3 protein-coding genes and 1 pseudogene are annotated in these 16172 nt (G+C 59.3%); 1 reads left to right on the top strand and 3 read right to left on the bottom strand.

The window, feature by feature from the left end; genetic code table 11:
- Positions 1-2060: 2060 nt before the first annotated feature.
- The 3 genes and pseudogenes from J4G32_RS10645 to J4G32_RS22175 form a co-directional block, all read right to left on the bottom strand.
- Positions 2061-5918: a hypothetical protein gene (locus J4G32_RS10645; protein WP_210490710.1), complete on the bottom strand. Its 3858-nt coding sequence runs from the start codon at positions 5916-5918 to the stop codon at positions 2061-2063.
- Between the two features lie 154 nt (positions 5919-6072).
- Entirely contained in the window at positions 6073-14667 is an 8595-nt protein-coding gene (locus tag J4G32_RS10640) for a hypothetical protein (RefSeq protein ID WP_246504947.1), read from the bottom strand.
- A 120-nt stretch (positions 14668-14787) separates the two neighbouring features.
- Positions 14788-15201 (bottom strand): annotated as a pseudogene (locus tag J4G32_RS22175) (hypothetical protein); the annotation flags it as partial.
- A gap of 12 nt (positions 15202-15213) precedes the next feature.
- On the opposite strand from J4G32_RS22175, the gene J4G32_RS21765 reads away from it, so the two are divergent.
- Entirely contained in the window at positions 15214-16122 is a 909-nt protein-coding gene (locus J4G32_RS21765; RefSeq protein ID WP_246504946.1) for a hypothetical protein, read from the top strand.
- The last annotated feature ends 50 nt before the right edge of the window (positions 16123-16172 follow it).

The following is a 16172-nucleotide window of genomic DNA, read 5'->3' as shown; positions in this document are numbered from 1 at the left end:
CCCGCTTCGTCGCAGACCTGTCATAGGAATTTCTTGTGAGGCGGCTGTGCGATGGCGCACGTTGCTTGGAACATGGCGATGGGATGCCAGAGCGGGCGCTGCGGCGCCGTTCGCGCGAGACAGAACACTTGCGTCGAACATAGGAGTAACGCCCCCACCTGCCCGGCTCAACCTGCCAAAGGTTTCTCTAAGCCAGCTCAGCCCGGCGCGCCGCGACTTGCGATGATCCATGCCTCTGCGGAGCGTTGGAGCGATGCGCCCTGATGCGTGTCGGAACCCTTGAGAAACGAGGCCCGCCCGCCCGGGTCTCCCATGTGGCTTGTAGTGCGCGATGCTTTTGTCCTGGGTGTATGCGAAACGCGCAGCGAACCACATGCGCATCCGGTCGACCTGCCAGAGGGCGGAAACAGACTCCACCTGGTCGCCGGCAGACCTCACCCCGCCACGACAATGCCTTTGCGGCAGCGTCATCCACCGCTAGCGCCTGCACGCGGAGGGCCAATTGTGGCTTGGTGGGCCCGCTGCCAGCGCGCGACGATGCGAAGCTGACGCGCCATCCCCTCGACTGTCCTCCTCCAACGTGGTGTCACCGGCCTGTGCCGGCCAGAACGCAAAGGACGTGCTCCGCCGAGCGCCAGTGGTCGCACCCGCCATCTGTGGCCAACGAGCGACGGCAGAAAGGCAAAGTGTCGAGCAAGCCCCTCGGTTGGATCGTCCTTCACCGGAACCAGATGAGAGCGCCAACGAGATGTGTGACTGCGATGAATTGCCTGTCGAGCCGATCGTATCGTGCGGCGAAGCGCCGAATGTGCGTGGTCATCCTGAACAGCGTTCGATGCGGTTGCGTTGCCTGTCATGCGCCTGATCCCCGGCGATTGAGCTCTCTCGTGACCGGGTTGACGGTCGCCGCAACACCCATGAGAGCGATGCGCTGAAGAACGGCTGCGGAATCGTAAGCCCGGTCGGCGAGAAGGCTCAGCGCGTCATGCCGTCGATCAGTGGAGGCGCGAGCAGCTCTCTCGGCTCTGGCCGGCGCGAGGGTGGAGCGCATCGGCCGATCTAGGGCATCGGCGGCCATGTGGATTGCGGTCGCCAATGCTGCTTGGAAACACCCAACAGCCGGATCGCGCTCGACCTCTTTTGGCCGGAACCCTGGCCTTGATCGCCTGCTGGCAGGTCCGAAGCAGCGTCTAGCGCGGCATATTGGACCGGTTGCCGCGGTCCTTCATCAGGTTGACGAGACCCGTTCCCATACGCCTGCTGCCGACGGGCGACTGACGCGCGTGTGCACGTCTTTCCATCGGTCGTGCCGCTCGGGCGGTTTGCGCCGGTTGGCATCCGACCTCAGCACCATACATCCCGTCGACGGATAACGGTTGTCGGTGCCCGTGCGGTCAGAATCCTTTGCCTACGGAGGCAGCGAAAGCGCGAGACGCTCCACCCTGCGTTTCACTCAACTCCCTGCGTTTGACACCCGTTAGAACATCCACGCGACGCGGCGTCAGTTAAATCCCGCATCAGAGCATCGGGGAAAGTCCGCATGCCGATTGACTCTGGGCTCGGCCAGTGCGGCGCGACGGGATCGTTCCAACCAGAACGACGGGATTCCAGGGCTGCGGGCACGGCGTATGTGGGGGGGCTCGTCGAGACAGCTCGCACGCAGGGACCGGTCTCGCGCGTCGTGGCACTCGTTGCCAACCGAACCAGTTTGCCCGCTGAGAGGCGAACTCTGGCTCAGCCCTGAGTTTTCGCCGCAACCACTTGAGGCTGTCAACGCGCCTGCTGGACGGCTCTCTGAGTCTGCTCCTGTGTGTCCCCAAGCGAGGCGGGCAACCGTTCCACCGCGGACGACCGGCAACGCGGCGCAGGATCGTTGGCGAGCCTCGACCGGAAACAAAGAGCCCGCTCGGACCAGTGCCTGAGCGGGCTCCCTAGGTTATAACGGAAGACGGACAACCAAAACGGGTCGGTAGCCTCTGCGGCCGTCGCGAGATGAGCGATTTGCCTCCGCGCAGAACAGGAATCCCGCTCAGGCAATGCCTGAGCGGGGCGTTATCAGGCTAGATGAAGAACAACTCGCTGCCCGAGAAGTGAGCCAGTGCCTTGTTATTCGTGAAGGTCGCGATCGCCACGGCAGCCTTCCCACCAGATCCGTCCACGTCATAGGAGAGCGTATGCTTCGTCGCGTCGTAGACGAAGAAGTCGTCCTTGTCTTTCGCATGATCGAGCGAGAAGAATTTCGACTTCATCTTCATCGGCTTCAGGCCTGTTCCTTTCTTGATCGCGGCGTACAGGACCTTGTTCGATTTGAAGAGGTCGTTTTCCAACCAGATCGAATCGTCCTTGACGCTGTAATCCTTGATCGTGTCCTTGTTCTTCGACTTGTTGAATTTCGTGTCGAAGCCGAACACGTCCTTGCCCTTGCCTCCCGTCAGGATGTCATTGCCCAGACCACCGAAGAGCTTGTCGTTGCCGAGATTGCCACCGAGCTTGTCCTTACCGGCGCCGCCCTTGAAGTAGTCGGCGGCAAGCGTGCCGGTCGTGACCTCAGGGTTGACGTCGATTACAGCCACATCGATCGTTTGGGTCAGCGAGCCGCCCTTGCCGTCCGTAACCTTGACCGAGATGGCATTGGACTTCGCCTGCTCGAAGTCGAGCTTGAAGCCGTCCGCCACCAGGATCTTGTTGCCGGAGAGAGAGTAGCGCCCGCCTGCATTATCGAGCAGGGCGTAAGTGAGGGTGTCGCCGTCCGCATCCGTTGCGGAAAGCTGGCCGACTTCTGTTCCGACGGCTGCATATTCCGCGGCACCGATTCCGGAGAGTTTCATTGCAGCCGGATCGTGGTTGCTGCCCTCGGCGAGGTCATTCAGGTTGATTCGAATGACCTGTTCCTTGGCCATCCCATCAGCATCGGTCGCCGTGACAGTGATGTCATAGTACTTGGCGCCAGTGGCGAGCGCCTCGTAGTCGAGCTTCGAGCCGTCCGCCACGAGGATCTTCGTGTGGGTCGTATCGAGCTTGAACCGGCCATCGGCGCTGTCCTTCAGGGCGAACGTGACCGCCTTTCCTTCGGGATCGACCGCCGTCAGTGTCCCGACAACTGAATCGGTGGCCTTGTTCTCGTCCAGTGCGACAGCTGTCGCATTGTTCAACTTGACGCTTTCCGGCGCCTCGTTGAGATCCTTGATGTTGATGGTGAACGTCTTGACTTCGGACAGACCACCGCCATCGGTCGCCTTCACGGCGACCGTGACGAACTTCTGGCCGGCGGGAAGCGATTCGAAGTCGAACGTTGCGCCCGCCGCAAGCTTGAGAGTTCCGCCAACGATCTGGAACTTGGCGTTGGCGGTGCCCGCCACAGTATTGTCGAGGGTCCAGGTGGGCTGCTGGCCGCTGTCGTCAGACGCGGTCAACACGCCCTGGAACGTCCCGTCATTCTCGTCGATCGTCACCGCCGCGCCGGCGTTGAGCTGGAGATTGAACGGTGCGTTGTTGCCGGGGGCAACGTTCTTGACCGTCACGCTCACCGTGCCCGGAGTCGACAGCGTCCCGTCCGATGCAAAGATCCTATAGTCGACCTTGCTGCCGGCAGCGTCGACATCGGGCAAGGCAGCATTCACCTTAATCTGATTGCCGGAGATGACGAAACGACCGTCGGCACTCGTCAACCCGCCTCCTTGGAACGTGTAGGTGATGAGTTGGCCGTCCGCGTCCTTGTCAGTCAGCGTTGCGACGAGGGCATTCACCTGTGCAGTCTCCAGCACGTCAAAGCTGCCGGTCGGAGCAGGTGGGGCCGTGTTGAGAGCCGTAACGGTGATATCGACGGCTTTGATATAGGACAGGCCTGTGCCGCCCTGGTCGGTCACTTTGACGAACAGATGCGAGACGGTTGATGCATCGACATTCGGAAGGCCATCCGCTCCCACCTTGATGGCGCCCGTCGCGGCGTCGATGGCAAAGTTGGTGCCCGTATAGTCCGTTGCGTTGGCATCCGCCGAATTCACCAGCTTGTAGGTGAAATTCCGGTTGGCCGCGACCGTATCCGGGTCGGCGACCGTCGGTGCCGCCGCAATCTGCTGGCCTGATGCTACGTCCTCACGCACCGACGACAGCACGTAGGTCAGATCCGTCGGCTTCTCGTTCACATCGTCGAGATAGACCTTCACCTTCGTGATGGGATACGTGAGTCCGCCTGTCCCAGACTCCCGGGCGCGAACCTCGACTTCGAAATACTTCTTCTCGTTCGCCTGACCCGCATTCTCGGTCTTCAGTCCAATCGTCGTCGATTCATAGTCGGCGCCACCGGCAAATGAGAGCTTGCCCGTTGTGGCATTGATCGAAAACAGATTGCCGGGATTGGTGACGATCTCATACGACAAGCTCGTCCCGCCGACGTTGTCGTCGATGGACGACACAATCGAAATATCCGCAGTCGCAGCACCGTTCTCAGACAGAGCCGACACAGCCGTATAGGTCGGCGTGCCCGGTGCCGTGTTGGTCGCAGCCAGCGGCGTAACGGTGATATCGACGGCTTTGATATAGGATAGGCCTGTGCCGCCCTGGTCGGTCACTTTGACGAACAGATGCGAGACGGTTGATGCATCGACATTCGGAAGGCCATCCGCTCCCACCTTGATGGCGCCCGTCGCGGCGTCGATGGCAAAGTTGGTGCCCGTATAGTCCGTTGCGTTGGCATCCGCCGAATTCACCAGCTTGTAGGTGAAATTCCGGTTGGCCGCGACCGTATCCGGGTCGGCGACAGTCGGTGCCGCCGCAATCTGCTGGCCTGATGCTACGTCCTCACGCACCGACGACAGCACGTAGGTCAGATCCGTCGGCTTCTCGTTCACATCGTCGAGATAGACCTTCACCTTCGTGATGGGAGACGTGAGTCCGCCTGTCCCAGACTCCCGGGCGCGAACCTCGACTTCGAAATACTTCTTCTCGTTCGCCTGACCCGCATTCTCGGTCTTCAGTCCAATCGTCGTCGATTCATAGTCGGCGCCACCGGCAAATGAGAGCTTGCCCGTTGTGGCATTGATCGAAAACAGATTGCCGGGATTGGTGACGATCTCATACGACAAGCTCGTCCCGCCGACGTTGTCGTCGATGGACGACACAATCGAAATATCCGCAGTCGCAGCACCGTTCTCAGACAGAGCCGACACAGCCGTATAGGTCGGCGTGCCCGGTGCCGTGTTGGTCGGTTGCGCAACATAGACCTTGACTGTTTCAATGCTTGACTTCGCCGTAGCGGGAACCTGTGCACTATTTTCGTCGTACCCGCCTTCGTCCGTGACCTTGACGTTGACCTCGTAGTAGTGGCGTCCGTCGGTTTCCACCTTTGGTGCGCCCGCATAGCTGAGAGAAGTGTTGGTCTTGAGTCTCAACATATTGTTGGGGCCGACTTCGAACAGAGCGCTGTTCAGACCCGTATCGATCGCATAATGCAGAACGCCGCCTCCGTTGAAGTCGTCATCCTGGTCGGTCGCAGAGAGCGTTCCAACATTGGCCGCGAGGGCCCCGCTTGCAACCGCAGTTCCATTGTGGACGACATGGGTGGGCGCATCGTTCACGTCCTGAATCACCACGTCGAAAGATGCAATGTATGTATTCGAGGTGGTACTGGTGAATTGGAAGGCGTTCGAATAAACACTAGCGACATCTTCGTAGTCGAATTTCGACGTTCCGTCCGCGTTCGTCGCAGCCTTGATGCGAACGATCCAGTCGCCAACAGCCCACGCATGCCTGGTGGTATCGGGGTCTGCAGTCGTTGCCTTGACAACTTCGAACCGTCCAAGATCGTCTCCGGGATCCACCGCGCCGAAAACGGCCGCAGCCTTGTCGGTTGCATTTAAGAAGCCGGTAAAGACACCGATGACCTCTCCCTGCCGCGGGTTCTCGCCGAATTGAAGCATTCGGGCGTTCCCGCTGACTTGTGTCGAAGAGCCAGCAATAGGACTGATATTGAGGTTAACGGTGGTCATGGTTCTACTCCAAGGACGTGAGGTGAATATGCTATATCATTTCGTTTAATGGATGGTCTAGATGCAAAATCGACGCCCCCCGGCCCTACGCGATGATATCGAAGTCTGCGAGGCCGAGGGTTGGCTTGATGGTTGTGAACTGTGCGACCAGGACCTTGAGGCTCGCCCCGCTGCCATCCGCGTCGTAGTAGAGCTTCGCGGTAGTGGCCGTCTTCTCGTAGATCAGGCGCTGGGTCGCAAGCGTGGCATCCGACCCGAGGATGAACTTGTCTGCAGTGAGGTCACCGCGCACAGCGCCGAGCCGAAAGACCGATGCCTTCAACTGCAGTTGGTCTTCCCCAGCCGTAAAGTCAACGATCGTGTCCGAACTGGCAGAAGTCGGAGATTTGTCGAAGAGGAAGAAGTCGTTCCCGGTTCCACCCGTCAACACGTCCTTGCCGAGACCGCCCCCAAGGGTATCGTTCCCGCCAAAACCCTTGATGACATCATTGCCGATGTTGGCGATCAGACGTTCTGAGGCGTCCAACCCCGTGATGTTCTCCCCCGCAACGTCACGCAGCGCGATAGTCAAGGGTTGGCTGTCAAGATGCCAGTCAGCCGGATCCGTGTGACCGGTCTTCATGACCCGAATGGTGAGGGACCAATCGCGCTGGGTTTCAAAGTCGAGACCCAGTCGCGTGTCATTGAAGAGCTGACCGTCGACGATCTTGAAGCGACCGTCCGAATCGACCAGCACCTCGTTGTCTTGAGCGTCCCGCGTGACGATCTTGTAGACATAGCTTCCCGCCTTGTCCGTCGAGAGCTCGCCAATGAAGGTGTCTGCCAGCGGGTATTCGCGGATCGAGTTGTCCGACAGCAGAACGGTCGTTGGGTCGGTGTCCGCCGTATCCGTCGGAACACCAGCAATCGAGAAGACTTCCTCAATGCCCGCAGCCCGGTAGATATCGGCCCAGTGATCAAAATCAGCCTGATCGGCATACTGACCGGTGTAAAGGAACGCCACATCATGATCGCCGTTGGCGGTCGTGCTGCCGGAACCGTCCTTTTCGCCCGCGATGAGGTCGCCCTTCTGGGTGATGATATAGGTGTCGTTGCCTGCACCGCCATTCATCGTGTGCTGGAGTTGGCGGCCGTCAAAGCCGCCGTCGAGGGTATCGTCGCCGCCGGCGCCGAGCAGGGTTGCCGAGAGGTCGTTGCCGGTCAGATGCACGCCCGTTGTGCTGGTGGGCGACACCATCAGGGTCTCGATGCTGATGCCCTTCGCCAGGTGGTAGGCCGTGGCGCCCGACACCTCGAGGATGTCGGCGCCCTCGTCGGCTGCCTCCACCACGATGTCGGTGGCGTTGTGGACGATGTAGTGATCATCCCCCATCCCGCCGACCAGGCGATCGACAGCACCCGCCCCGCCGTCGAGCGTGTCGTTGCCCTGCCCGCCCTCCAGGGTATTGGCCTGGGCGTTGCCCGTGATGTGGTTGGCCTCGTCGTTGCCGATCAGCGTCACCTCGCCGCTCGAGCCACTGGCCTGGAGATCCTCCACATGGGCGGTCAGCGTGTAGCTCGTCCAGGCGGCGTCGAAGGTCACGTTGTCGAAGCGCACGGTGTCGTGGCCGGTCGCATCGGTGCCATCGCTGGCGATCTCCGAGACCACGTCGTCCTTGCTGTGAAGGAAGTAGGTGTCGTTGCCCGCGCCGCCATTCAGGCTGTCGGCCGTGCCGTTGCCGTGGATGCCGTCCAGCGTGTCGTTGCCGATGCCGCCGACGAGGGTGTTGGCGCCATCGTTGCCCAGGATGCGGTTGTCCTCATTGTTGCCGATGAGGGTCACGTCGCCCGTGGAGCCGGAGGCATCGAGCACCTCCAGGTTGTCGCCCAGCGTATAGCTGCTCCAGGCGGCGTCGAAGTGCATGCCCACGAGCTGGACCGTGTCGTGACCCGTGCCGGCGCCCGCATCCTCGTTGATGATGCTGCCCTGATCGTGGACCACATAGGTGTCGTCGCCCAGACCGCCCTGCAGGATGTCGTGCCTGCCCGCCACCGTCTCGCCCCCGACGCCGCCGCCATCGAGCATGTCGCCGAATTTGCTGCCGATGATCGTGTTGGCGAGGTTGTTGCCCGTCAGGCTGATGCCGTTAAGGACGGATCCCGCAGCCTCGATGGTCTCGACGCCGATCGTGTTGTCGAGGACATACGTGTTGATCGATACGATCACCTTGTCGAACCCACCAACCGCCTGGTCGAGCGGTTCGATGACCAAATCGATGTCGCTCTGGCTGTTGACGAGCCAGATGGTGTCGTTGGTGCTCGGGCCGTTGACCGTGGTGACCACCTGGATGTGGCTGTCGGTCGCGGGGAACGGGTGGTGAATGTCGTTCACCGTGATGGTGAAGGTCGTGGCGATCGGATCCGGGCTCGACGCATCCCGGTCCTTCGGATCAAAGGTGAGATGATCGAGGATCTCCTTAATCTCAGCCGCCGTTCCGCTGAACGTGTAGGTGATCGTCTGACCGTCCTTGTGGCCAAGCGGCATGGTCGTCAGACCGCCCAACGTGCCGTCATCGTCCTTGAACGAGATCGTCACCGTCAGGATGTCGTCCGCATTGGCATCGCTGATCGTCACCTTGTTGAGGAACGGGTTGACCTCGCCACCGCGGTCCGTCGCACCCGTCTTGCCATCCCCGGCGATGGTGATCACCGGCGCCGCGTTGTCCACCGCATTGCCAGACGCAGTGGCGTCAACCGTCACGTGCTTGATGGCGGTGCCGTTTTTGGAATCGGTGACCTGAATGCTGAAGTCGTTGTGCTCGACCTGCCCGACTTGATCTGGGTGGTTGACGGGGTTGAAGCGCACCGCGTTCAGGTAGGCGGTGATGTTCTCAGCGGTGCCCCGTAGGTCCAGCATAAATGGATCATCGGAGCCGCTGTTCGGGTCAGACGTCAGGACAACCGAGTATGCGGTCGGGTCCGGTAGAATGTAGGTGCCAGCCTCGCTGGTTCCATTGCTCAGTTCGATATGGACGGACATCGTGCCACCGCTGACGCTATCTTCCGCATCAAAAATAATCAGGTCGCGGAAGGGCGCGACGATATCTGTGTCCTCAATGTGCCATTCCGCTGTGCCGTTCACTGCGACCCTGATTTCGGGGGCGGTGTTGTCAGGGTTGACATCCGTGACGATGATTTTGATCGGCTGTGACGAAGACCAATCCACACCGTCGAACACGGACACGGAGGCTTCATACCATTTGATGACCTTGCCGTCCGCGTCCAGCCCACCTTCGTGCAACCGGGAATCGCTGTCGTAGTCCAGCGGGCCCTTCGCGTAGACATACCAGAACCCGTCCGCGGCCTTCTTGACTTCAAAGAGCCCGCCCACGTCGTTATCGAGACGGAAGCCCACGATCGTGTCGCCATCCTGGTCGACCGCCGTGAGGGACATCAACGGAATGCCCGTCCCCGTATCCTCGGGGTTTTTCCAGCTTTCGAGGGATGTGACAGTCGCCGCGTGATTGCCTGTCGTGGCATCCACCGTGACTTGGATACCGTCGGTGGCACCATGGACGTCGGTCACGTCAACGGCGAAGGTGGTCGTATGATGCGTTCCGCGCGCATCGCCGTGATTGTCGGGATTGAAGGAGAGTCCCCGCAGGAAGAGCGACACCGCGCTCTGGGTCCCGGTCACGGTGAGAATGCCGGCGGTATAATCGATGGAATCGATGTCCGTCGGCAGGTGCAGGGAATCCGGCACGTTCTCGAAGTGGCCGTCCGCTCCACTCGGGAAAACCCGAACCGTCAACTTGTCGGTGGCATCCGGGTCGACGAATGTCAGGTTCTGGAAGGGCGCGATGGTCGACGTGTCGTCCACCAACCAATCGATCTTTCCTTGCGGATCGACGACGACGGTCGGGGAATTGTTCTGCAGGCCGGTCGATGTGACGCGAACTGTCACGTCCTTGGCTTCCATCAAGCCTTCCGAGTCGATCGCCATGACGGTCATTTTGATGCCCTGCAGGCCATCGGAAACCGGACGATCGGTGGGATTGAACTGAAGCCCCTGCACAATGGCGTTGATCTGGTCGCGCGTTCCCGTGACAGTGAGGAAGCCGTTGCCCGGCGTGTACGAGAAGCTGACGCCTGTCGGAAGGTTATTCATGTCAGGCAAATTCTCGAAAACGCCTTCAACGCCGGTCCCGAATACGACGTCCACCCTCATAATGTGCGGTGGGGTCGCAGCGTCATCCTCGGCATCCCAAATGAACAGATCGCGGAATGGCGCAACCGTGCCAACGTCATCGATCGACCAGGTGGTGTTGCCCTGTGGCTTAACGTCGATGTGAGGCTTATGATTCAACGCGCTTGTCGGCACGATATGAACGGTGAGTTCCTGATCGAAGAACCCGCCATGGGCATCCCATTCGCGCACGGTGACGTGGTAGTCGCCGTTGGCCAGCTGCTCGTTGTCCTTGAGCTTCAACAGCCCTGTTGTCGGCGATAGATCGAACTTGTGCGTGCCGTCGGACAGAATTTCGTACCGCAGCAGCCCGAGATCGTTGGCATCCGGGTCGGTGCCGATGAGCAATCCTACGATCGCTCCGTCGATACCCCCTTCGATGGTCGCCTCGGTTCTCTGTGACACGAAGGTCAGGCTGGTCGGGTTGTGGTTGAGCGCGTCTGCCGGATCATCGCCAACTTTGATCTTGAAGAGTTGATCAAACGACAGGCCCTGCGGATCAGTGACGCTAACGCTGACTTCGTAGAACTTATGGTCCGCCGGAAGCGAGTCCCAATCGAGAGCCGCCCATTCCTTCAACTTGAGGACATTGCCGACGACCTCAAACCTTCCGCTGGGATCAGCCAGAAGTTTATACTTCAGGCTCGTTTCCGCATTGTCCGGATCGTGACCAACGAGCGTGCCGATGTTAACGCCACGCAGGTTCTCCGCGACGGTCGCCTCGATTGTCGTATCGCTGAACTTCAATGAATCGGGACGCACATTGGCCGGATTGGTGTCAAGGATCTGGATGGACACGACGCTGTGGGTGGTTCCACCGTGCGTGTCGACCGCAATGACCTCATACGGGACGGTCGTGTTCCTGTTGACCGTCAGGTCGGCTCCGACCGCTACCACGATGGAGCCATCGTCGAGGATCTCGAAATGCCCATCCGCACTGATGCGACCGTTGGAATTGACCTTCGCGTCGGCGAAAATGAATTCGGAAAAATCGCCGTCCACATCAGTCGCCGACAAGGCTCCGACGGCCGCCCCCCCGGTTGCGGTTTCGGATACGGTGCCACGCGTCAAAACTGGCGCAGTTGGCGCGTTGTTGACGTTGTCGATGTCGATCCGGATGGAACCGGGCGTGGTGTCGTTATGCCTATCGACGGCAAGCACATCGTAGTTCAGGGATGTGGCGTCCTGCACGTGAATATCCGCGTTCTGGGCGACGACAACACGCCCATCCGCGAGGATCTCGAACAACCCATCCTTGCTGATCTTGCCGAGTGACCCTGCTTTTGCGTCGGCGAAGACAAAGTGCACCGCATCGCCGTCCAGATCGGTCGACGTCAGCGTGCCCACGGGGCTGCCGCTGATGGCAGTTTCAAGAATCGATCCGCCCGCCCAGCTTGGGGCATTGGGAGCGTGATTCACATTGGTGATGGTGATCGTGACGAGGCCTGTCGTGATCCCAAGATGAGAATCGATGGCACTGATTCCATAGGCCGTGGGCGTATCGTCATCGACCGACAAGTTCGCGCCCTGGGCAACGACGATCGTCCCGTCCGGCTTGATCTCGTAGCGCCCGTCGGCGCTGAGCTTGCCGAGGCTGCCCGCTTTCGCATTCGTGAATTGATACGTGACGGCATCGCCATCCACATCGGTGGCTGACAAGGTTCCGACAAAGGCTCCCGGCCCGGCAGTCTCAAGCACAGATCCGCCCGCCAAGGAAGGTTGGCCCGGTTCGTGGTTGACGTAAGTGATGGTCAGAATGACGGAACCCGTCGTCGACGCCCCCAGCGTATCCTTCGAGATAATGTTGTATGAGGTTGGCGTATCTTGCCTGACGTCGAGATTGGCGTTCTGTGCGACGACAATCTTGCCGTTGGGGAGAATTTCGAAGCGGCCATCTGCACTGATGGTTCCGAGGCTGCCCGCCTTTGCGTTCGCGAAGGTGAATCCAACCGCGTTCCCGTCCGGATCGGTTGCCGTCAGTTCGCCGACGAACGAACCGCCTCCGGCGTCTTCGCTGACGGTGCCACCAACCTTCAGGCTGGGCGCTGACGGCGGATCGTTCACGTCCGTCACATAGATCTTGATATCCTGCGTGACCGACAGCGGCGTCTTGCCCCCCGTCGGAACATCGGTCACCTTCACCTTGACAATATAGTAGCTCCCCCCGGTGTCATTTTTGATCAAGGGATCTTCAAAGTTCAAGGCGAACGGCTTGGCGCTGAGCTGAAAGCCGCCGGCGCCGTTCGAGGCAATTGTGAAAATGTCGAGGATGTTGGCCGGGTTGGACGCGTCCAGCGACCATGACAGCGCATCCGAGTCAGGATCGATGGCTGACAACGTGCCGAGAGACGTCGTGTTTTCCGGCAGCGTGAGCTGCGTCGCATTTGCGACGCGAATGGTGTTGGGCGCCTCGTTGACGTCGTTGATCAGGATCTTGATCGTCGTCGTGTCGGATTGGAGAGCTGCTGGGTCAGCCGAGGATTCGGCCGAATAGACCTGGAGATTGAAGTATCTCTGCTCCTGCGGGGTGCCCCTGTTGGCAATAATGAGGCCAAACGTGGCGTCATCCTCATAGTTGATCGTCTTCAAGAGCGTGATGACACCCGAGACGGGGTCAATAGAGAACGTCTTGTTGAAATCATCGACGAGGTGATAGCGCAGCGGTCCCATCTTTCCATCGGTATCGACGGAGTTCATCTTGGCGACTGCGCCGGTCGCGTTCTCGTTGATGGCGAGCGCGAAGTTCCCCGTGTCGATCGCGACAGGCGTGGTCGGCGCATAATTGAGACTGCCGTTGCCGACAAAAATCACGTGCTCGATCGACGACGTGAGAGGATCGACCTTGCGCGCATCGTAATTGGCGACGGAAATATAGACGGTGTCGTTCGCTCCGCCGCCCGTTCCGTTGAACTCGCTTACCACGTCATTGAGATCGTCGATGTAATAGGTATCGTCGCCATTGCCGCCGATCATCGTATCGACGCCGGTCGCGCCAGCGACCGTGTTGCCGGCCGTATAGTCAAACGTATCGGTGCCGTCGCCCCCGCGGAGCATGTCGTTGCCAGTCCCGCCCATCAGGCTGTCGTTCTGGCTCCCGCCGTCCAGAGTGTCGGCCCCGGTCCCGCCGTTGAGCGTGTCGTTTCCGTCACCGCCGAGGAGGGAGTCCGCCTCGCTGCCGCCGAGCAAACTGTCATTGCCGCTGCCGCCATCCAGCGTGTCCGAGCCCGCGCCGCCATCCAGCGTATTTGCGGAAGCGTTACCCGTGAGAGCGTTATTGTTGGTGTTGCCCGTGAGGGAGACCGCAGAGGTGCCCGTCGCAATGGCATCATCGAGCCCTTGGCTCGTTAGCGAATAGTTGATGCTCGTATAGACTGTATCCCGGCCCTGAACGCCCTGCTCGATGATGACATCGCCTACATCGTCCACGTAGTAGACATCGGATCCCTCGCCTCCGTCCATCGTATCGGCGCCCGTACCGCCATCGAGCACGTCATTCTCCGAGCCACCATCGAGTTGATCGTTGCCGCTTCCGCCCAGAAGTAAATCGTTGCCGGCGCCGCCATAGAGTCGATCGTCGCCGCCGCGGCCATCAAGCGTGTCATTGCCGGACATCCCCGCCAACCAGTTGCTGACGTCCAAGTCTTGAGCCGCGATAGCATCGTCGAAACTTGTCCCCGCGATGTCGTAGATGTATTGGAGCAGATCAAGGTGCCCGTCGCCTTTGTTGATTGATCCCACCTGGAGATCGCCTGTGATTCCACGTGTCCAGCCGCTGTAATCGACTGCGCCGCCCACATCCCCGCCACCTGAACCGCCTTGGTAATAGTCGTTGCCGCCCGATGCGAAGAAGATGTCATAGCCTGCTTCGCCCCTGAAGGTGTCGTTGGCAGCGCTTCCATAAAAGGTGTCGTTGCCAGCGCCGCCATTAATGGTGACGTCGTAGGTTCCAGAGATGAACGTATCGTTTCCGGAACCGCCATTTACTCCAGAGAGGGAAATCAAAACATCCTGATAGCCGCCGTGGAGCGCGATGCCGTTTGCAAGATCGACGCTGATAGGATCAGCCCCGGTATAGACGGCGATCCCCCCCTGGAGGGTGTTGCCTTGGCCCTCGCCATACAACAGGTCCCATGCGTCGCCGATCAGGAAATCGTATCCGTCGCCGCCGTACAACGTATCGATGGCTTGGTCGTTGGTGCCTTGAGAAGCGTAAAGGACGTCATCGCCACCATTGCCGTAAATCAGGTCCGCACCGTTCCCGCCGTCGATCGTGTCGCCACTCCAGGCCTCACCACCTTGCATCGTGTCATTGCCGCCATAGCCAAAGAACACGAGAGGGCCGCCCGTGTAGCTGGTAGCAAGAAAATAATCCGCGATGTTGGTTCCGCCAAACATCTCGACGCTATCGACAGTGTCCATAGCAACGTAGCTGTCGAGGATCTGGTTCGTGTGCAAGACGTTGCCGTTTGACAGCCCGAAATCTTGGCCGGATAAGTTGACTAGGACTCCATAGCTACCGCCGTCATATAGATATGAAATGAAATCCTTTCCATTCCCGCCGCTGATCGTATCGTAGCCCCCACGTCCGATGAATATGTCACCTCCCTCACCGCCGAGTATAGAGTCGCTGGATGATGTGCCGATAATGAGATCAGCTCCGCCATAGCCGTAAAAAACGTAGGTGCCATCTATGAAGGGCAGAGACCGACCGTCTAACGTGTCTGCGCCTTCAGTCCCGAGAACAGGCTGAGACCAAGAAGCGCTTTGACTGAACTCCGTGATGAAATCATCAGCGGTCGGAGCCGTTACTAATCTCGAATGATCATCACTGTAAAAATTGGTTGAAAGATGATTTATTTCTGCTGGCTGAACTGATTGAACCTCAATTTGAAACTGAGCAACATGATAATTATATTCAGATTTTTCTAGGTAATTTTGATCATTATACGCACCGCCAGAACTGCTATAGTTCTCGGCTGAACCTCGCACACGAGAATGATCATGCCAGAGATCGGGTCCAGAAAGCTGATTGTTCTCTCTGAACGCCGGGTCATTGAATTCGTCGGCGACCTTGCGAGCGAAACCATACTGAAGAGCATCGACGGCCGAGGAAGTCTCGTCTTCCCAGGCATGGTGATCAACCGGCTTGTGCGCGTCTGCGACAGAGGTATCCAGGTCGCCCAGTCCCCCGTCTCCAGCACCATCCGTCGAGGCGCGGCGATTGCCGTCGGAACCGGCGTCTGGGTCATGGCCGTCATCGTGGCTCCCGTGGATGGCTGCCGTGTTGATCAAGTGATCATCGCCGAAATCGTAGGACCTCTTCTCGGACAGGTAATCTTCCAGCCCGTCGACACCGACGATGTGAGAGCGGTCAGTGGCGTTTGGGGGAGCCGGGACAGATGGATTGGCCGGGCCTGCGGGCGTCGTGACGGTGTCGCTGCTCGCAGCGACCCAGTCCGTGGAATGCGCACTCTTTGTCGGCCCATCAACGGCGAGCGGCGGAACCACATTCTCTCCGTTCGGGACACCGACGGTGGCCATTTCATCGGGTGCCGCTGCGACTGCTGCTGCATCGTCGAGGAACTGCGAGGAAGGATTGCGCGACTTGGCCATGTTTGGTCCCCTGGAAAGACACGTCAAAAAGTCTTAAAGAATGTTGTAACATCGCAGTTACGTCCTTGCAACCTTGCTGCGAATGCTTTGCCGACACGCGTTCGCTTCTGGGCATCGAAAACGCAAAAAAAGGCGTGGCTTATCGTTATATTTCATCCACTTAATCAGCCGATGTCGGCGTTAATCACGTTCACGAGGACCATCATCGCGTTGATTTTTTCCACGCTGATAGTGCGTCGACCCAGTGACGGGAATAAATGCGCATGGGGAATGGAAGCAACCTGTGCTTACATTTAAGTAATTTACACAACTATTAGTAACCAACTTGACCATTGGCCGAGATCAGT

The sequence above is a fragment of the Microvirga antarctica genome (genome assembly GCF_017921815.1).
Classification (GTDB): Bacteria; Pseudomonadota; Alphaproteobacteria; order Rhizobiales; family Beijerinckiaceae; genus Microvirga; species Microvirga antarctica.
This window is presented reverse-complemented; position numbering and strand designations above follow the sequence as displayed.

Excerpts from the sequence above, each read along its gene's own strand:
- J4G32_RS10645 (WP_210490710.1), bottom strand. The coding sequence starts at position 5,918 with ATGCTTCAATTCGGCGAGAACCCGCGGCAGGGAGAGGTCATCGGTGTC.
- J4G32_RS21765 (WP_246504946.1), top strand. The coding sequence starts at position 15,214 with ATGCCAGAGATCGGGTCCAGAAAGCTGATTGTTCTCTCTGAACGCCGG.